Origin of the sequence: Paenibacillus sp. FSL R5-0490 (assembly GCF_001956215.1) — a bacterium.
Taxonomy (GTDB): Bacteria; Bacillota; Bacilli; order Bacillales; family Cytobacillaceae; genus Cytobacillus.
Genome location: NZ_MRTQ01000004.1, coordinates 26,559 through 45,193 on the forward strand (window position 1 = coordinate 26,559; position 18,635 = coordinate 45,193).

Sequence of the window (18,635 nt, forward strand, 5' to 3'; positions counted from 1 at the left end):
TTTTGGAACAATTTTTGGCGTTTTCTCTCAGGGAGATTCCCTATGTGGCGGTAACATTGATGATTGCCTTTACGGTTCATGAATTTGCCCACGCCTATATGGCTTATAAGTTTGGGGATTCCACTGCAAAAAACCAGGGAAGGTTAACGTTAAATCCCATGCAGCATCTGGATCCGATTGGGACGATCCTGATTTTTATTGCAGGTTTCGGATGGGCCAGGCCTGTACCGGTCAACCGCTTCTTTTTCAAAAATCCGAGGCTTGCCGGGATCTCTGTCTCCATTGCGGGGCCGATATCCAATCTGGTGATGGCTGTTCTGGGCTTTTTCATCTGGTATGCCCTTGCCGGAACCGGACTCGCAGCTTCGTTTCCAGCGTTTGTGGCAGATTTCCTGAATATCTTTATTCAGCTGAATTTAGTGCTGTTTGTATTCAACCTGCTGCCGTTTCCGCCGCTCGATGGCTACAGAATTATTGAGGATTTGGCGCCGGCCCATATTCGCCCGAAAATGACCCGGTTTGAGGCATATGGCTCCGTAATTTTCCTGATTCTTGTCATTACCCCGCTGGATCAATACACCATCCAGCCGATATTTAACACCGTATTGCCGGTTCTCGCGAGCGGCCTAAATGATTTTTTCTATGAATTATTTATGACATAATAATAAGAACCCAGTACTTGCATAGGAGGACGTGAAGATGGAAGAAAAAAAGAAAAAGAAAGTCGATTTTAATATTATCAAGAGCGACCCGACAGATGGACATGGCGGATTCGGGGTCGGTACCCTGAGCCTTGATAATGTGACACCGGTCATCATTGATGTGGATGCCGGGGAGGCGTCTATTGAAGTGGGTGCCATGCATGCGCGCAGTCCAGTGGAAAAAGGCATCAAGTTTTTGAAAAGCAAAGAGGAAGTGCCCAACGGAAAACCGTACTGGCTGATTTGGATTACCATTGACCGCAAAGAGGGAGGCGCCTACTATGCAGGCGTTACGGCCTGCGAAATGACGGTCGACAGGGAGATTCGCCGGGGCTATAAATCGCTTCCCGAGCATGTGAACCGCATGGATAAATCGATTAAAAGACATATCATCGTGGATCATATGGACGAGAAGTCCAAGAAAGTGCTGGCCGATTTCCTGAAAAACCATGACGCAGGCATGTGGGAAAGGTCGGCGGAACAGCTAAAAACAGATTTACAAGCCATTTAGAAAAAAAAGTCTAATTTTGTGACGAAATTGTGACATTTTTTTGACGTGATTTTCTAACTACTTGTACAATTCCCGTAAAAAAAGTAAACTAATTAACAGTGTGAAGGCACAGTATAGCACTAGGACACGAAAAACCCCGGGATTCGGACCCCGGGGTTTTTCATTTTTTATTCATTAAGGTGACAGGTACCTATACCAGTTGAAGGAAGTGGTATAGGTACCTGTCACCACCGGAACAGTTTCTTATACCAAGGTGTCTCCGGCTTCTTTTCAGGCTGCTCTGGTTTTTCCTCTTTTTTGTGGTTCAGGTGGTCTGTACAGTATTCCGCAGGTTCTGTGCCTTCTGCGAAGTAGGTAAGGCGCTTGACGGGGCAGTTTTCCCCGGCTATTTTTCCGTTGGCCGGGTCGATGTAGACGCCGGCTGTACCTTTAGGTGCCTTGAATTCCTTGGCCGGCTTCCCTTTATGGGCTTCTTCCATGAACCGGATCCAAATGTTCTTGGCATACGTTTTTTCAACGGTTTTTGTAATGACCTGGCCTTTATCATAGCCGGTCCATACTGCGGTAACCAGCTGAGGTGTAAAGCCTGCCATCCAGCTGTCCGTTTCGGTTGAGCCCGACTTGCCTGCATATGGGCGGGTCATATCATTGATAACGGTGCTGCCGGTTACCTGGGCATAGCCGTTCAGCTTCCGGTCAAAGATTCCAGTCATCATATGTGTCATGACGAAGGCGAGATCAGGCTTCAGAACCTTCATCTGGAATGGCTTCTGCTCGTAAATGACTTCGCCTTTATGATTTTCCACTCGCTTAATCAGCACCGGCGATACCTTCTTCCCGCCGTTGGCAAACATGCTGTAGGCATTAGCCAGCTCAATGACTCTCATACCCGATGTGCCGAGTGCCAAAGAAGGAACCTTCGCCATTTTAGAAGTGATGCCAAATTTCTTAGCTGTATTGACAAGCGTCTCTTCTCCTAAAAATAAGTGGGTCTTCACTGCATACACATTGTCAGATAAAGCCAGGGCCTGGGCCATGGTAATATCGTCATCCGCATATTTGCTGTTGAAGTTATGCGGCGTATAGTCCGGTGTGCCGTCTTCGAAGCGGAATGTCGTCTGCTCGCTTCGGATTGGAGTGGATGGGGTGAATCCCTGCTCCAATGCTGCGTAATAAAGCAGCGGCTTGATCGTCGATCCCGGCTGCCTGACGGCCTGGACTGCCCGGTTAAAGGGACTCTCCTCATAATCCCGGCCGCCGACCATCGCCTTGACGTAGCCGTTTTTCGGATTCATGGCCACAACTCCGACCTGAATCTCCGAGTCTTGTGAAATCATCTTATCTACTGTTTCTTCCGCGATTTCCTGTTCCTTCAGATCCAAAGTGGTATAAACCTTCAATCCGCCCAATTCAATGGTCCGGTCATCCAGCTTCAGCTGCGTTTTAAGAGCATTGCGGACCGCATCCTGGAAATAGGGGGCTGTTTTCGCTCTCGGGTGCATGTGCTCTCCGACCAGCTCAAGCTCCTCTGCCGCAGCAAGATCCGCCTCCTTTTGGCTGACCATCCCATTCTTCACCATCGTCTGCAGAATCACCCTCTGCCGCTGTTCTGCTTTTTCCGCTGATGCAAATGGCGAATAAATGCCAGGACCCTTAGGGATTCCGGATAAAATGGACGCCTCAGCCAATGTAAGATCACTGGCATCCTTCCCAAAATAAAACTGGCTTGCTGCCTGTGCGCCATAAGCTCCATTGCCGTAATAAATCGTATTTAAATAGCCTTCAAGGATTTCCTTCTTCGTATAATTCATCTCAAGCCTTATGGTATAAAAAGCTTCAAGCAGCTTCCGCTTCCAGGTTTTTTCGTGCTCGAGAAACAGGTTGCGGGCATACTGCTGGCTGATGGTGCTGGCCCCCTGAACCTTAGCCATTGCTTTGAGGTCAGCGAGCGCGGCACCGGCAATTCTTTTATAATCAAAGCCATTGTGATCGAAGAAATTTTTATCCTCAATCGAAACCGTCGCATCAACCAGATGCGGGCTGATATCATCAAGAGGTGCCCAGTAGCGCTTTTGCCCGTTGTGGCTTTCTCCAATCACCGTGCCATCCTCAGAGAAAAATAAAGTCGACTGCGGAACAGCGAGCGGCGGCGGTCCCAGGATTTTGGCATATACCAGAATGCCCCCAATCATCACAGCGGCTAAAGCCATTCCTATTAAGCTAATAATGAGAAATGCACGCAAATATTTCATTGTTTTTCTGAAACGCTGATCGGTCATTAACTCCAAGTGTGGCACCCCCTGAATCTTTCTAAGTGCAATGCGAAAAATAAAATAAACATAAGTACATAACTTTAGTATTGAAAAAAGAGTCCGATTTTAAACATCTTCTCTATTAAAAAGCGAAATTTTTCTTGCAATTTTGCTAGATTCATCTATACTTTTTCTGTGTTTGTTATTTGCATGTTAGGGAAGTATAAAAGATGAAAATGCTTTTTGCTGCTCTTTAGTGATAATTCATTTTTTTATGGAAGGAATGATTAAAGAATGGGACTTTGGTTTACAGAGAAACAAACAGAGAACTTTGGCATTACGATGAAGGTGAAGCGTACTTTACATACAGAACAGACAGAATTCCAGAAGCTAGATATGGTGGAAACAGAAGAGTGGGGCAATATGCTGCTTCTTGATGACATGGTTATGACTTCAATCAAGGATGAGTTTGTGTACCATGAGATGGTTGCGCACATTCCTTTGTTCACACATCCAAACCCTGAAAACGTTCTTGTAGTAGGCGGAGGGGACGGCGGCGTTATCCGTGAAGTCCTTAAGCACCCAAGCGTGAAAAAGGCGACTCTTGTAGATATCGACGGAAAGGTAATTGAATACTCAAAGAAATTCCTTCCTGAGATTGCAGGCAAGCTTGATGACCCGCGCGTAGATGTACAGGTGGGCGATGGCTTCATGCACATTGCTGAAAGCGAAAATGAGTATGATGTAATCATGGTTGACTCAACTGAGCCGGTAGGACCTGCGGTAAATCTATTCACAAAAGGCTTCTATGCTGGAATCTCTAAAGCCTTAAAAGAAGACGGCATCTTTGTGGCCCAGTCTGACAACCCTTGGTTCAAAGCGGACCTTATCCGCAACGTACAGCGCGATGTGAAAGAAATTTTCCCAATCACTCGTCTTTACACTGCGAATATCCCTACTTACCCAAGCGGCATGTGGGCATTCACAATCGGATCTAAAAAATACGATCCATTAGAAGTAAGCGAAGATCGCTTCCATGAGATTGAAACAAAATACTATACTAAAGAATTGCATAAAGCGGCATTTGTTTTGCCTAAATTTGTTGCAGACTTAGTGAAGTAATGGACAGGCTGCTATTCAGAGCAGCCTTCCTGAATACAGAAAAAGTGAGGGATGACCTTGGTGCGTTTTGATGAAGCCTATTCAGGCAATGTGTTTATTAAAAGCCATCCTAGTTATGAGGAAAGTGAAGCAGTCATTTATGGAATGCCGATGGACTGGACAGTCAGCTATCGTCCGGGATCCCGTTTCGGCCCTGCCCGCATCCGCGAAGTGTCCATCGGGCTTGAAGAGTACAGCCCGTACCTGGACCGTGAGCTGGAAGAGGTAAAATATTATGATGCCGGCGATATTCCGCTGCCATTCGGAAATCCGCAGAAAAGCATCGATATGATTGAAGAGTTTATTGATCAGCTTCTGGCTGAGGGTAAATTCCCGCTTGGCATGGGAGGAGAGCATCTGGTTTCCTGGCCTGTCATCAAAGCGATGTACAAGAAATATCCGGATCTGGCGATTATCCACATGGATGCCCATACGGATCTTCGGGTGGATTATGAAGGGGAGCCATTATCCCACTCAACTCCAATCCGCAAAGCAGCTGACCTGATTGGGCCAGGCAATGTCTATTCTTTTGGCATCCGTTCCGGCATGAAAGAAGAATTCCAATGGGCGAAGGAAGTCGGCATGCACATCTCGAAATTCGAAGTGCACCAGCCATTGAAGGAGATTCTTCCGAAGCTTGCCGGCCGTCCGGTCTATGTAACGATTGATATTGATGTTTTAGACCCTGCCCATGCGCCGGGAACAGGCACAGTCGATGCAGGCGGCATCACTTCAAGAGAGCTTCTTGCTTCTATTCATGAAATTGCCCATTCAGATGTTAACGTTGTTGGAGCCGACCTTGTCGAGGTGGCGCCAATTTATGACCCATCTGAACAAACGGCCAACACAGCCAGCAAACTGATCCGGGAAATGATTCTTGGATGGGTGAATAAAAAATAACGGGGACCTCGGTCTCCGTTTTTTTATTCGGCAAATTTCGGGGGGTGCCTGTCTAGCTCCACAAGGAACGCTTCGACAGCATCATCATCGCACGACTAAAAGCGTTAGTTTTTAGGAGGAGCGCCTACCCCCTCGAGGTCACAAGCTTGTCTAGTTGCGGCTCCTAGGGACTCGAGACATAAGCCGATCCCTTCCAGAAGGAAAGAACACCTTCTTGCAGGGCTCGTCTTATGCTTGTCGTCCCTGGACAGTCGCCTTCACTTTTCAGACAATCCTCCCAAAAAGGCAAAGGACGCCTTTCCGTGAGGCTCGTCTTGTGCTTGTCGGGGGTGGGCCAGGCGCTTCCGCTTTTCAAACTGTCACCAGCTCCTTGCACTTTCCCCATCAAATATTTATACTTATATAGTTATATATGATGAAAAGGATGTGTTGCCGTTGTCCAGTCGCTCAGCGGAACAAATGCCTGTGAAGATTAATGTGAAGACAGATATTCGCAGTGGAGGCAGCAAAGAGACTTTTGAATTGACTGCTTTTGGCCGATACTATATAAAAGATTCCGCCCGTTTCCTTCAGTATGATGAAGTGATGGAAGAGGGAACAGTTAAGACGATTATAAAAATGTCCGATGCAGACGGGCTGATTTTACGAAGCGGCGCCGTGAAAATGAGGCTCCCTTTCAGAATGAATAAAAAGCTCCGCGGCAGCTACGAGACGCCGTATGGAGTGTTTGAGATGGGTACGGTGACCAAGCGGTTGGCCCATCAATATGATGGCGACTCCGGCGAAGGTTCGATTGATATTTTATACGACCTGAAAATGCAGGGATCCCAGGCAGGTACATACCATTTGGCGATTACGTTTGAGGAGGAGAACAATGAACATAGTTGAACAGGTGCAAGGCAAATTAAAGCAGGAAATTAAGGATGCGGTTGTAAAAGCCGGTTTGGCAGCGGAAGAGCAGATTCCCGATGTGATTCTTGAAATCCCGAAGGAAAAGTCGCATGGCGATTATTCCACGAATATGGCGATGCAGCTGGCGCGAGTGGCCAAAAAGGCGCCAAGAATGATTGCAGAAGAGCTTATTGCTTCTTTTGACAGCTCAAAAGCTTCCATTGAAAAAATTGAAATTGCCGGACCTGGCTTTATCAATTTTTACATGAATAATTCTTATCTGACTGACCTGATTCCGGCCGTTCTGGAAGCAGGAGATCAGTATGGAGAAACAACAGTTGGCAACAATCAGAAGATCCAGGTGGAGTTTGTTTCCGCTAACCCGACAGGGGACCTGCATCTTGGACATGCCCGCGGAGCAGCTGTCGGCGACTCTCTATGCAACATTTTAGACAAAGCCGGCTACGATGTGTCCCGTGAGTACTATATCAATGATGCCGGAAACCAGATCAACAATCTGGCTCTATCAGTTGAAGCCCGTTATTTTCAGGCTCTTGGCTTAGAAAAAGAAATGCCTGCTGACGGCTATCATGGCGAAGACATCATCGGCATCGGCAAAAAGCTCGCTGAGGAGCACGGCGATAAATATGTAAATGCGGATGAAAAAGAGCGTTTTGACTTTTTCCGTGAATACGGCTTGAAATATGAAATGGCGAAGCTTAAGCAGGATCTTGAAGATTTCCGCGTTCCATTCGATGTCTGGTATTCGGAAACATCCCTTTATCATAATGGCAAAATCGACACAGCTCTTCAGGCATTAAAGGATAACGGCCACATTTACGAGGAAGAGGGCGCAACATGGTTCCGTTCCACCACTTTCGGTGATGACAAAGACCGTGTCCTTATTAAAAATGACGGCTCTTACACGTATCTGACTCCAGATATCGCTTACCATAAAGACAAACTTGAAAGAGGCTTTGAAAAGCTGATCAACATTTGGGGCGCTGACCACCATGGCTACATTCCGCGCATGAAGGCGGCCATCCAGGCTCTTGGTTATGACCGTGATGCTCTTGAAGTCGAGATCATCCAGCTTGTACATCTGTACAAAAACGGCGAAAAAATGAAGATGAGCAAACGTACCGGCAAAGCTGTAACAATGCGTGACCTTGTAGAAGAAGTAGGACTGGACGCAACACGCTATTTCTTCGCGATGAGAAGTGCGGATACACATCTTGATTTCGACCTTGATCTGGCTGTATCCCAATCCAATGAAAACCCTGTTTACTATGCACAGTATGCACATGCGCGTATTTCCAGCATTCTGCGCCAGGGTGAAGAACAGGGCATGTCTGCTGAAGCGGCAGATTACTCCCTGATTTCTGCGGAAAAGGAAATCGACGTTCTGAAGAAAATCGGCGAATTCCCGCAGGCTGTCGGCGAAGCAGCGCAAAAGCGCATGCCGCACAGAATTACGAACTATATTTATGAACTGGCTTCCTCTTTCCACAGCTTCTATAATGCTGAAAAAGTATTGGATGCGGAAAATCCGGAAAGAACGAAAGCCCGTCTGGCACTGATCAAAGCGGTTCAGACTACTTTAAAGAACTCACTGAAATTAATCGGCGTATCTGCTCCGGAAAAAATGTAATGATGGAAGCTGGCACTTATTGGTGCCGGCTTTTTTCATGTTTTAGACGAAAAAGGGAAAGCTAAAGCCATATGTTTAAGGGTATTGTGAAACTGGTAAAACATAGTAGGTCATTTTAGGAGGGTCTCATGAAAATCGTTCTATTATCTATTCTTACAGGATTTGTAGTCGGATTCGTCTTTGCTTTCATGAAGCTGCCGATTCCCGCACCGCCAGCGCTTCCCGGGATTATGGGAATTGTCGGCATTTATCTTGGGTTTAAAGCATATGAAGTGGTTCTGCCCTGGCTGCAGGGGATATTGAGATAGATTGGGAAAGGATGTCCGAGGGAGTTTTGGGCATCCTTTTTGGTTTAAATGTGAACTTTGCAAATAGATCTGGAATGTCTGCAAATAAACATAGGAAATCAGCAAATAGATCCGGGATTTTTGCAAATAAACCTGGGAAATCAGCAAATAGATTCGGAAAACTACAAACAAACCCCGCAAAAACCGAAATCCAGACAGCAAACCGAAAGCTAAGGAGCAATTCTCAAAAAAGTAGTCAGCAAACCAGCCAAATCAGCAGCCAAATGATAAATTTAGGAACTAACCTGTCAAAACCGCCAAAAAAACACCGCATGTTACTTCCGGACGAGCATATCATGGTAAAAACCCTTCCGGAAAGGACATGCCCGCCCATGAAGCCACAGTTTGCAGCCTCACTTTATGCAACCATTTCGATCAGTTTTTGGGGAGTCTCTTTTGTCTCCACAAAAGCGGTTTTGGATAAGCTGGACCCTTATACTTTAATCATGCTCCGGTTTGCCATCGGAGCCGCTTTTCTGCTCCTTGTGCTTCTCTTGAAAAGATATCCGCTCCGGATTCCGCTTGAATATATTCCCCATTTAATTGTTCTCGGTGTACTTGGCGTTTTCATCCATCAGGTCATCCAGGTCACAGCCTTAGAGACGATAGACGCCTCCTCTGCGGGATGGATTATTTCTTTTTCACCTGTATTTACTGTGCTTCTCTCCATGATCTTTCTTCATGAAAAATTGACATTCCTTAAGACACTGGGCATTATAACTGCGATTTCCGGCGTGCTCATGGTAACGGGAGCGAGGAGCGGTCAGACGCTGGGATTTGCTTTAAATATAGGATATTTCCTAATGATTCTAAGTACACTGAATTGGGCCGTATATTCCATCCTGGTAAAAAAACTGCACATTAAGCTGCCTTCCCTTGTGGTCACATTTTATATGAGTCTGCTTGGGTGCATGCTGACGATTCCCTTTTTATTGAGAGATAGGGGATGGGAGAAATTCCATCTATTATCTGGTTCTGAATGGGCCCATATAATATTTCTGGGCATATTTGTTTCAGGGATCGGCTATTGGTACTGGTCCAAGGCACTCGAGGTTTTGGAAGCCTCCAAGGTATCGATGTTTATCTATATGGAGCCGTTATTTACCCTTATTGCGGCCATTCTTCTGCTTCGTGAAAAAATTTTCTTCATAAGCAGTATGGGCGGAATCATAATTATTATAGGAGTGATCATGGTGAATGGTCAGCTGAAATATTTTTCAGGGAGAAAACGATAATCCACATGAAAAGGGGGAATCGTTTAATGATTGAACGGTTTCAAAGCATTTTGGCTTCTTTAAAATCACCCTCTGCAGATGAACTAAAAATAGCTTTGGCCTCACTGAATATCAGGCTTGATGACCTGGTTCCACACCTGCAGCCGCCAGATGGAAAACCCTATTACCGCAAGCTGCTTTATCAAAATGATGAAGTGGAGCTGCTCGTTATGAACTGGTCGGATATCGAATGCGCTCCGCATGATCATGGAAACTCAAAGGGATGGATTCAAGTGTTAAATGGAGATTCGGAAAACACTGTTTTTGAAGTGAAGGAAGATGTCCCAATTGAGCTTTTTGCAGAGGTTAAGTCCCAAGGCTCCTTCTTTTTTGCGCCAAAAAAAGGTGTGCACAAAATGAAGAGCGCAGGCAGGGAAAACCTTGTCACACTGCACCTCTATTCGCCTCCGATTACGGGAATGAGGGTGTACGACCTGGGAAAATGTGCAGCCTGTGTAGTCTCTGAAGACTGCGGAGCCTGGTGGCCGGAGGAGCAGAGACAGAAGGTGAGGGAGATTCAGTTAAAATAAAAGGCGTTCCGCACATGGAACGCCTTCATTATTTCCACTCTACTTCCGCTCCGCCGATCCTTTTCACCCCGCGGATACTGCTGATATCCTCTGTCAGCTTAAGTGCAGCCTTGTCCTTGGCTTTCGCCTCGATCATAAAATCGACATCCTGATTAAAGGTCTTCAGCACGTCGAGAAGGGGCCGGATAAAATCCAGGTCAACATAGTCGGCATGGGATCGAAAGGCCTTTTCCGATTTGGGCGAGGAAATATGAATTTTCGGCTTGAGTCCTGTTTTGTCCCATGTCTGAAAAATCTCCGGGAGAATTTCTTCCAGCGGGCGGGTGCTGAGGTTCGCCATATGGTGATGATAATCGAATACAAGAGGGATGTTTTCCTTCTGGCAGGCCAGGAGGGTTTCATCCGCATTATAGGTTTTATCATCATTCTCAAGTGTCATCTGCTCTTTAATATGAGACGGCAGTGTCTTCAGATTTTCATGGAACCTGTCAATGGTCGAGAGCTTGTCACCGTAAGCCCCGCCAATATGGATGTTGATGACGCTTTTCTTTTCAACACCCATGGCCTCGAACATTCGATAATGGTATTCCATATCTTTAACTGCATTCCGGGTCACATCATCGCGCGGAGAAGTGAACAGGGTGAATTGATTGGGATGAAAGCTCACGCGGAGGTCATGTTTTTTAATCAAATCGCCAATCTCAAGCCATTTTTCTTTAAAGGGGGTGACAAAATCCCATAAAACCTCCGGATGGGTGGCCAAAGGCACGATGGAGCTTGAGAGCCGATACAGCTGAATTTCATGGGCGATATTAAAATAAAGCATTCGCAGCGTATTTTGCAGATTCACCGCTGTGACGGCCTTCAGCTTGTCCAGCCTTTCCTCTTCAGGCAGCTGCTGATAGCGTGTAAATGTTAATGTTCTTGCAGGAGATGCCTCCCACAGGCTGATCGCATGGGAAACATACCCCAGTCTGATTTTCAATTTGCAGCACCTTCTTTATGCCGATTTATATTCTGACAGAATGTAAATCTTTGTATTTCGAGAGCTGTCTAGCTCCAGCGCCTACCCCTCGAGGTCACAAGCCAAACCTTCCATAAAGGCAAAGAACGCCTTTCCGGAAGGCTCGTCTTGTGCTTGTCGGGGGTGGGCAAGGCGCTTCCGCTTTTCTTACAGAAAACTTGCCACAGACCGGGCAAGCATCTCTTTAAATGTCCGTAAAGGATCCAGACGGTTTAATTCTTTTAGGGTCAATCTCTTTGCATTTAGTATGTCTTTGTCTACAACAGCCTGGATTTGCTCTATGAACTCTTTGTCATAAATAAAGCAATTGATTTCATAATTTAAGAACAGGCTCCGCTTATCGAAATTGGCTGTTCCGATATCACTAATCTCATCATCGATTATAATCGCCTTTGCATGGTAAAAGCCCTTTTTGTACTCATACACATAAGCGCCTTCTTTTATCAAGGTTCTCAGATAAAAATAAGAGGCTTCTTTTACAAGAATATGATCTGTCACGCATGGGACGAGAATCTTGACCGTGACGCCGCGTTTCAGGGCATGGAGCAGATCCTTAAAAAGTCTTTTGCCCGGAATAAAATAGGGGGTCCCAATCGTAATGCTCGTTTTCGCATTCCTTATTAATGATGAGAAGCTTTCTTCCAGAAAAGCCCCTTTATAAGCCGCAAATTGATGGCGGTATTTACCTGCATGAAGCTCAGGGAAATAGACGCTGTTTGCGAGCAGGTCGGTCTTCGTTGCCTTATACCAGTCAGTCAGAAACTCTCTTTGCAGATCCTGCACGCCTTCCCCAAAAAATTTTAAATGGTAGTCACGCCACGGGTTCAGCTTTTTGTCCTGATTGATGTATTCTTTGCCAATATTAAAACCGCCGCTGTAACCGATCTTCCCATCAATAACAGTAATTTTCCGATGGTTCCGGGCCTGAAATGAATAAAAGAGAAAAGGCAGCTTTGGCACATGCGCAAACGAAAATTTGATGCCGCTGCTTTTCAGTTCCTTAACGGTTTTTCTTTTGACAGGAAAACTTCCTGCCCAATCCAAGAGAAGACGGACTTCCACTCCTTCTTTTGCTTTACCCATTAAAATGGATAAAAACTCCTTGCTGATTTTATCATCCTTCACAATATAAAATAAAACATGAATGTGCTTTTGGGCTTTCTTAAGCTCAGAGAAAAGATCATCAAATAATGAAGGCCCATCTGCAAACAATTCCATATCAGACTGCCGGATGGGTAAGGCGGTCCGCTCAAGCTTTTTCATATGGCTTTTCCGGCCCCATGTAAAATCGATATAGAGCCACAGGAATATGACGAGTAAAACGGCCATAAGGATATTCCAGACAGTCAATGCAATCTTCCTCTCGACAGGATTTTCCCGTTAGTATTTCCTGCCGTTCCATTTCTATCAGGGATTATTTCCAAACAGGAAGGACTTTTCCGCTTTAAAAAAGAAATTAATAAATGGAAATAATAAAATTTTTCGAACAAGTTTTAAGAAAAGTGGTTGACTGAATGCTCATTCATAATATAATGGGAGTAAGAGTAAATTCAGAAAATTATACTGTTTTTTAAATTTTCTAAGATGAGGAAAGGAGCACCATGCCCATGAACGGTTTATTATGGATCAACTTAATTGCATTCCTTCTTGTAACCGCTTACGCTATCAGCCTGTTTGTCTATGTTGTGAAGACGCGGATTGAATATATTAAGCTTGGCAAAAAGGTGGAGTTTGACGGCAAGGTGAAAGAGCGCCTTGAAAAGATCTGGGTCAATGTTTTTGGCCAGAAAAAGCTTTTAAAGGATAAGAAAAGCGGCATCATTCACGTGATGTTTTTCTACGGCTTCATTCTTGTCCAATTCGGAGCGATTGATTTTATTATCAAAGGAATTAAGCCAGGTGCACACCTGCCGCTTGGACCTTTATATCCCGGGTTCACCTTTTTCCAGGAAATTGTGACCCTTACGATCCTTGTTGCGGTAATCTGGGCTTTCTACCGCCGTTATGTGGAAAAGCTTGTCCGCTTAAAGCGCGGATTCAAATCAGGTCTCGTCCTTATTTTTATCGGAGGGCTCATGCTTTCCGTCCTGCTTGGCAATGGCATGAGCATGATCTGGCATGGCCATGAAGGAACCTGGACAGAACCGGTTGCTTCCCTGATTGCCGGCGGATTCTCATGGATGGGTGAGACAGCCTCAATTGCTGTCTTTTATATCGCATGGTGGATTCATTTATTATTCCTGCTTGCCTTCCTGGTGTATGTGCCTCAATCCAAGCACGCTCACTTAATCGCCGGACCGGCCAACGTATATTTCAACCGTCTGGACAATCCGGGGAAATTAAAGGCAATCGACTTTGAAGATGAATCACAGGAAAGCTTTGGTGTCGGAAAGATTGAAGATTTTACACAGCATCAGATGATTGACTTCTATGCGTGTGTAGAATGCGGACGCTGTACCAATATGTGTCCGGCAACCGGCACTGGAAAGATGCTTTCGCCGATGGATTTAATCCTGAAATTGCGTGATCATTTAACAAATCACGGCGCTGTTGTCACGTCGAAGCAGCCGTGGGTGCCGACATTCGCTTTTTCCAGCACGAAAGGCAATCAGCTTGCCCTTGCAGCTGCCGGCCAGGGTGCAGAAGAAGCTGCGGCTGGTCTTGCATACAGCCCAAGCCTGATTGGTGAAGTCATTACAGAAGAAGAAATCTGGGCTTGTACAACTTGCCGAAACTGTGAAGACCAATGTCCGGTAATGAATGAACATGTTGATAAAATTATCGACCTGCGCCGCTACCTTGTTTTAACTGAAGGTAAAATGGACGCTGACGCACAGCGCGCCATGACTAATATCGAGCGCCAGGGCAATCCTTGGGGACTGAACCGCAAGGAGCGTGAAGACTGGAGAGAAGCACGTGAAGATGTTCATGTGCCGACAGTGAAGGAAATGAAAAAGGCGGGCGAAGAGTTCGAATACTTATTCTGGGTTGGTTCGATGGGCTCTTATGACAACCGCAGCCAGAAGATCGCGCTTTCCTTTGCGAAACTAATGAATGAGGCGGGCGTCAAGTTCGCCATCCTTGGCAACAAGGAAAAGAACTCTGGTGACACGCCAAGACGTCTTGGAAACGAGTTCCTGTTCCAAGAGCTTGCCACTAAGAACATTGAAGAGTTTGAGAAGAATGAAGTGAAGAAGATTGTCACGATTGATCCTCATGCCTATAACATTTTCAAAAATGAGTATCCGGATTTCGGATTAGAGGCAGAGGTTTATCACCATACTGAAGTTCTTGCCCAGCTTGTGGAAGAAGGCAAGCTGAAGCCGCAATATGCAGTGGAAGAAACGATTACCTTCCATGATTCCTGCTATCTGGGACGCTACAACGAGGTATATGATCCTCCGCGTGAAATCCTTAAGAGCATCCCGGGCGTCAAGCTTGTGGAAATGGAAAGAAACCGCGAAACCGGCATGTGCTGCGGAGCGGGCGGCGGCCTGATGTGGATGGAAGAAGAAACCGGACACCGCATCAACGTATCACGTACAGAGCAGGCACTGGCAGTAAATCCATCCGTGATCAGTTCAGGATGTCCATACTGCTTAACCATGCTGTCTGATGGAACAAAAGCGAAAGAAGTGGAAGAACAGGTTCATACGTACGATGTTGCTGAAATTCTGGAAAAGTCCGTTATAGGTGAAAGCCGGAGTGTAGCATCCTAATATATTGAAAGTGGAAATTGAAGCACAGCAAAATTCATGTAATGCATTTTGACGAAAAATGTTTTTGCCTGAATTTTGTGTAAAGTGTTTCAATTTCTGCTATTTTTCTAGTAAAATAGAAAATGATAAAGCGCTTACAATTTTACCGGGTGACTGAAGATCGGGTAAATCCTTTTTTAACGCGGTCCTTTCGAGCGAGCGTTCAGTCAATGACCAGCACCTTCACAAACAGTTAACTTCAACTAGATCTGCAGCAAAGACTCTATTTTTTTCTAAATAATTTTTCGAACATTTTAAATTGATAGTACAAAGGAGCGATTCTTTATGGGGAAAACCGTAATTCTTAGCGGAGTAAGAACACCTTTTGGAAAATTTGCAGGAGGTCTCAGCAGCTTTACAGCTTCTGATCTTGGCGGATTTGCAGTTAAAGAAGCGCTGAACCGTGCCGGCGTTAACCCGGAGGATGTTGACGAAGTGATTCTCGGAACCGTTCTCCAGGGAGGACAGGGGCAAATCCCTTCACGCCAGGCTGCCAGAAAAGCAGGCTTGCCATGGGAAGTGAAAACGGAAACGATCAATAAAGTGTGTGCTTCCGGCATGCGAAGCGTCACATTAGGGGATCAGATTATTCGTGCGGGTGATGAGGAAGTCATCGTAGCAGGCGGCATGGAGTCCATGAGCAACGCGCCATACATTTTGCCAAAAGCACGCTGGGGCCTGCGCATGGGTGATTCCACGGTCAAGGATTTAATGGTCCACGACGGTTTAAGCTGCAGCTTCACAGGCGTCCATATGGGAACGTACGGAAACTCCACAGCGAAAGAATTCGAAATCAGCCGTGAAGAGCAGGACAATTGGGCTCTGAGAAGCCATGAACGTGCACTTGCTGCAATCGAATCCGGCAAACTGGCAGAAGAAATCGTTCCGGTGGAAGTTCCGCAGCGAAAAGGGGAACCGGTCGTTGTTTCTCAGGATGAGTCACCTCGTAAAGATACTTCTTTGGAAAAGCTCGCCAGGCTCGGATCTGTTTTTAACTCTGACGGAACGATTACTGCCGGGAATGCGCCTGGCGTCAACGACGGGGCCGCAGCATTGGTATTGATGAGCGAAGAACGTGCAGAACGAGAAGGCAAAAAACCGGAAGCTTATATTCTCGGCCATACAGCCCTTGCGGTGGAAGCCAAAGACTTCCCGCAGACACCGGGCCTTGTCATTAATGCTCTATTGAAAAAGACAGGAAAAACCCTGGAAGAGATTGATCTATTCGAAATAAATGAGGCATTTGCGGCCGTTGCTCTTACAAGCGGAAAAATTGCCGGTCTTGATGCAGAAAAAGTAAACGTCAACGGCGGGGCTGTGGCACTTGGCCACCCAATTGGAGCGAGCGGAGCAAGAATCATTCTGACCCTGATGCACGAACTGAAGCGCCGCGGAGGCGGAATCGGCATCGCAGCCATCTGCAGCGGCGGCGGCCAGGGCGATGCGGTGATGATTGAGGTTCCAAAGCAGCAGTGAATAGGGATTAGCGATAACACGATTCGAGCCAAAACGGTTCAGCGGCCATAAAAGTAAATATAGAACAACCGGCCAAACCCAAGAACGGAGGATACAAAAATGAACGTAAAAAACATTATGGTAATCGGTGCTGGACAAATGGGTTCAGGAATAGCACAGGTTTGTGCACAGGCAGGCTATAGCGTCATCTTAAATGACTTAAAGCCGGAGTTTGTGGAACGCGGCCTTGCTGTGATTAAAAAGAATCTTTCCCGCCAGGTGGAAAAAGAGCGCATGACAGCGGACGAGATGGAAGCAGTCCTGAAAAATGTAACCGCTTCAAGCGATCTTCAGGACGCCAAAAACGTAGAGCTCGTCATCGAAGCAGCGGTTGAAAACATGGAGATTAAAACGAAGATCTTCAGCCAGCTGGATGAAATTGCACCAGAGCATGCGATTCTGGCAAGCAACACGTCATCCCTTCCGATTACAGAAATCGCAGCAGCAACAAGACGTCCCGAAAAAGTAATCGGCATGCATTTTATGAACCCGGTGCCGGTGATGAAGCTAGTGGAAATCATCCGCGGCCTTGCGACTGCTGACGAAGTGTACCAAACGATTGAAGACATCACGAAGACACTCAAAAAAGTGCCAGTAGAAGTAAATGATTTCCCAGGGTTTGTATCCAACCGCATCCTGATGCCGATGATCAATGAAGCAATCTTCACGCTTTACGAAGGGGTCGCGACAAAAGAGGCCATTGATGAAGTGATGAAGCTTGGCATGAACCATCCAATGGGGCCGCTCACTTTGGCCGACTTTATTGGTCTAGATACATGCCTGTATATTATGGAAACCCTGCATGAAGGCTTTGGCGATGATAAATACCGCCCATGCCCGCTGTTAAGAAAATATGTAAAAGCAGGCTGGCTTGGCAAGAAGACAGGCAGAGGCTTTTACGTTTACGAATAAACCATTAGCCTTGGCCACCAGACCCGGGCAGCATCGGAGGGTATACAAATGAACCTGAGATTTACAGAAGAGCAGGAAATGATGAGAAAAATGGTGCGCGATTTTGCTCAGGCAGAAATCGCCCCTTTTGTTGAAAAAATGGAGCAGGGCGAGTTTCCAAGGGAGATTCTCCGCAAAATGGGCGAGCTTGGCCTGATGGGAATTCCCATTCCTGAAAAATACGGCGGATCGGAAATGGACTTTACTTCGTATATTATCGCCATCCATGAACTGTCCCGCGTAAGTGCGACGGTTGGTGTCATTTTATCGGTTCACACATCGGTTGGAACAAACCCAATCCTTTATTTCGGTACGGAAGAGCAAAAGCAGAAATATATTCCGAAGCTTGCTTCAGGCGAGTATCTCGGTGCTTTTTGCCTCACGGAACCGAGCGCAGGCTCGGATGCGGGAAGCTTAAAGTCCCGCGCGGTAAAAGACGGAAATCATTATGTCATTAATGGCTCAAAAGTGTTCATCACGAATGCCGGTGAAGCCGACGTATATATCGTATTCGCTTCCACAAATCCGGAGCTTGGCAGCAAAGGCATCTCCGCTTTCATTGTCGAGAAGGATACGCCAGGCCTTGTCTTTGGTAAAGATGAGCACAAAATGGGTCTGCATGGCTCCAGAACTCTGCAGCTGACATTTGAAGATATGCGGGTTCCGGCTGAAAATCTCCTCGGCAATGAAGGAGAAGGCTTCAAGATTGCGATGGCTAATCTGGATGCCGGACGGATCGGGATTGCTTCACAGGCACTTGGAATCGCAGAGGCAGCTTTTGAAGCAGCAGCAGGTTATGCAAAGGAACGCGTACAGTTCGGCAAGCCGATCGCCGCTCAGCAGGGTGTCGGTTTTAAGCTTGCAGACATGGCGACAAGCGTTGAAGCTTCAAAACTATTAATCTATCGCGCAGCAGACATGCGCCAGCGCGGCATCAAGTGCGGACTAGAAGCCTCCATGGCAAAGCTGTTTGCATCCAAAACAGCAGTAGACGTGACAACAGAGGCCATCCAGGTATTCGGAGGCTATGGATACACAGAGGATTACCCGGTTGAGCGCTACTTCCGCGATGCAAAAATTACCGAAATCTATGAAGGCACAAGCGAAATTCAGCGGATAGTCATCAGCAAACAGCTGTAAAGCTGCCTTTTAATAAAAAAATCAACGAA

The 18,635-nt window shown here is 46.3% G+C and carries 16 protein-coding genes; 13 read left to right on the top strand and 3 right to left on the bottom strand.

What is annotated here, in order from left to right; genetic code table 11:
• The first annotated feature begins 2 nt into the window (after window positions 1-2).
• Both BK139_RS04205 and BK139_RS04210 read left to right on the top strand, forming a co-directional pair.
• Complete coding sequence (locus BK139_RS04205; RefSeq protein WP_048009457.1) at window positions 3-662, top strand: site-2 protease family protein; 660 nt, start codon at window positions 3-5, stop codon at window positions 660-662.
• A gap of 37 nt (window positions 663-699) precedes the next feature.
• On the top strand, window positions 700-1,212 hold the full coding sequence (locus BK139_RS04210) for a YwhD family protein (protein WP_076257049.1): 513 nt from the start codon (window positions 700-702) through the stop codon (window positions 1,210-1,212).
• 224 nt (window positions 1,213-1,436) lie between these two features.
• Here the strand turns inward: BK139_RS04210 and BK139_RS04215 are convergent, their stop codons facing one another.
• Window positions 1,437-3,500: a transglycosylase domain-containing protein gene (locus BK139_RS04215; RefSeq protein WP_076257051.1), complete on the bottom strand. Its 2,064-nt coding sequence runs from the start codon at window positions 3,498-3,500 to the stop codon at window positions 1,437-1,439.
• Window positions 3,501-3,758: 258 nt separating this feature from the next.
• On the opposite strand from BK139_RS04215, the gene speE reads away from it, so the two are divergent.
• From speE to BK139_RS04250, 7 genes are all read left to right on the top strand, one after another.
• Window positions 3,759-4,586, top strand: coding sequence for a spermidine synthase (speE, locus tag BK139_RS04220; RefSeq protein ID WP_009332318.1), 828 nt, complete (start codon window positions 3,759-3,761; stop codon window positions 4,584-4,586).
• Window positions 4,587-4,646: 60 nt separating this feature from the next.
• On the top strand, window positions 4,647-5,525 hold the full coding sequence (gene speB / locus BK139_RS04225; protein ID WP_076257277.1) for an agmatinase: 879 nt from the start codon (window positions 4,647-4,649) through the stop codon (window positions 5,523-5,525).
• Window positions 5,526-5,960: 435 nt separating this feature from the next.
• On the top strand, window positions 5,961-6,413 hold the full coding sequence (locus tag BK139_RS04230) for a YwiB family protein (protein WP_076257053.1): 453 nt from the start codon (window positions 5,961-5,963) through the stop codon (window positions 6,411-6,413).
• Window positions 6,400-8,067, top strand: coding sequence for an arginine--tRNA ligase (gene argS, locus BK139_RS04235; RefSeq protein ID WP_076257055.1), 1,668 nt, complete (start codon window positions 6,400-6,402; stop codon window positions 8,065-8,067). The genes BK139_RS04230 and argS overlap by 14 nt, the downstream gene beginning before the upstream one ends.
• 128 nt (window positions 8,068-8,195) lie before the next feature.
• Window positions 8,196-8,375: a XapX domain-containing protein gene (locus BK139_RS04240; RefSeq protein WP_035328032.1), complete on the top strand. Its 180-nt coding sequence runs from the start codon at window positions 8,196-8,198 to the stop codon at window positions 8,373-8,375.
• Window positions 8,376-8,746: 371 nt separating this feature from the next.
• Entirely contained in the window at window positions 8,747-9,649 is a 903-nt protein-coding gene (locus BK139_RS04245; RefSeq protein WP_076257278.1) for a DMT family transporter, read from the top strand.
• 26 nt (window positions 9,650-9,675) lie between these two features.
• Window positions 9,676-10,218 carry a cysteine dioxygenase gene (locus BK139_RS04250; protein WP_076257056.1) on the top strand — a complete coding sequence of 181 codons (543 nt, stop codon included), beginning with the start codon at window positions 9,676-9,678 and terminating at the stop codon, window positions 10,216-10,218.
• A gap of 28 nt (window positions 10,219-10,246) precedes the next feature.
• On the opposite strand, the gene uvsE is transcribed toward BK139_RS04250, so the two are convergent.
• On the bottom strand, window positions 10,247-11,203 hold the full coding sequence (uvsE, locus tag BK139_RS04255; protein WP_076257058.1) for a UV DNA damage repair endonuclease UvsE: 957 nt from the start codon (window positions 11,201-11,203) through the stop codon (window positions 10,247-10,249).
• 186 nt (window positions 11,204-11,389) lie between these two features.
• Entirely contained in the window at window positions 11,390-12,571 is a 1,182-nt protein-coding gene (cls, locus tag BK139_RS04260) for a cardiolipin synthase (protein ID WP_076257279.1), read from the bottom strand.
• 278 nt (window positions 12,572-12,849) lie between these two features.
• On the opposite strand from cls, the gene BK139_RS04265 reads away from it, so the two are divergent.
• From BK139_RS04265 to BK139_RS04280, 4 genes are all read left to right on the top strand, one after another.
• Complete coding sequence (locus BK139_RS04265) at window positions 12,850-14,961, top strand: (Fe-S)-binding protein (RefSeq protein WP_076257060.1); 2,112 nt, start codon at window positions 12,850-12,852, stop codon at window positions 14,959-14,961.
• Between the two features lie 324 nt (window positions 14,962-15,285).
• On the top strand, window positions 15,286-16,476 hold the full coding sequence (locus BK139_RS04270; protein WP_076257062.1) for an acetyl-CoA C-acetyltransferase: 1,191 nt from the start codon (window positions 15,286-15,288) through the stop codon (window positions 16,474-16,476).
• Between the two features lie 99 nt (window positions 16,477-16,575).
• Window positions 16,576-17,427, top strand: coding sequence for a 3-hydroxybutyryl-CoA dehydrogenase (locus BK139_RS04275; protein ID WP_076257064.1), 852 nt, complete (start codon window positions 16,576-16,578; stop codon window positions 17,425-17,427).
• A gap of 48 nt (window positions 17,428-17,475) precedes the next feature.
• Complete coding sequence (locus BK139_RS04280) at window positions 17,476-18,606, top strand: acyl-CoA dehydrogenase (RefSeq protein WP_076257066.1); 1,131 nt, start codon at window positions 17,476-17,478, stop codon at window positions 18,604-18,606.
• Window positions 18,607-18,635 lie beyond the last annotated feature (29 nt).

Coding starts and splice junctions, on each gene's coding strand:
- BK139_RS04210 (WP_076257049.1), top strand. CDS start 700: ATGGAAGAAAAAAAGAAAAAGAAAGTCGATTTTAATATTATCAAGAGC.
- speE (WP_009332318.1), top strand. CDS start 3,759: ATGGGACTTTGGTTTACAGAGAAACAAACAGAGAACTTTGGCATTACG.
- argS (WP_076257055.1), top strand. CDS start 6,400: ATGAACATAGTTGAACAGGTGCAAGGCAAATTAAAGCAGGAAATTAAG.
- BK139_RS04240 (WP_035328032.1), top strand. CDS start 8,196: ATGAAAATCGTTCTATTATCTATTCTTACAGGATTTGTAGTCGGATTC.
- BK139_RS04245 (WP_076257278.1), top strand. CDS start 8,747: ATGAAGCCACAGTTTGCAGCCTCACTTTATGCAACCATTTCGATCAGT.
- BK139_RS04250 (WP_076257056.1), top strand. CDS start 9,676: ATGATTGAACGGTTTCAAAGCATTTTGGCTTCTTTAAAATCACCCTCT.
- cls (WP_076257279.1), bottom strand. CDS start 12,571: ATGGCCGTTTTACTCGTCATATTCCTGTGGCTCTATATCGATTTTACA.
- BK139_RS04265 (WP_076257060.1), top strand. CDS start 12,850: ATGAACGGTTTATTATGGATCAACTTAATTGCATTCCTTCTTGTAACC.
- BK139_RS04270 (WP_076257062.1), top strand. CDS start 15,286: ATGGGGAAAACCGTAATTCTTAGCGGAGTAAGAACACCTTTTGGAAAA.
- BK139_RS04275 (WP_076257064.1), top strand. CDS start 16,576: ATGAACGTAAAAAACATTATGGTAATCGGTGCTGGACAAATGGGTTCA.
- BK139_RS04280 (WP_076257066.1), top strand. CDS start 17,476: ATGAACCTGAGATTTACAGAAGAGCAGGAAATGATGAGAAAAATGGTG.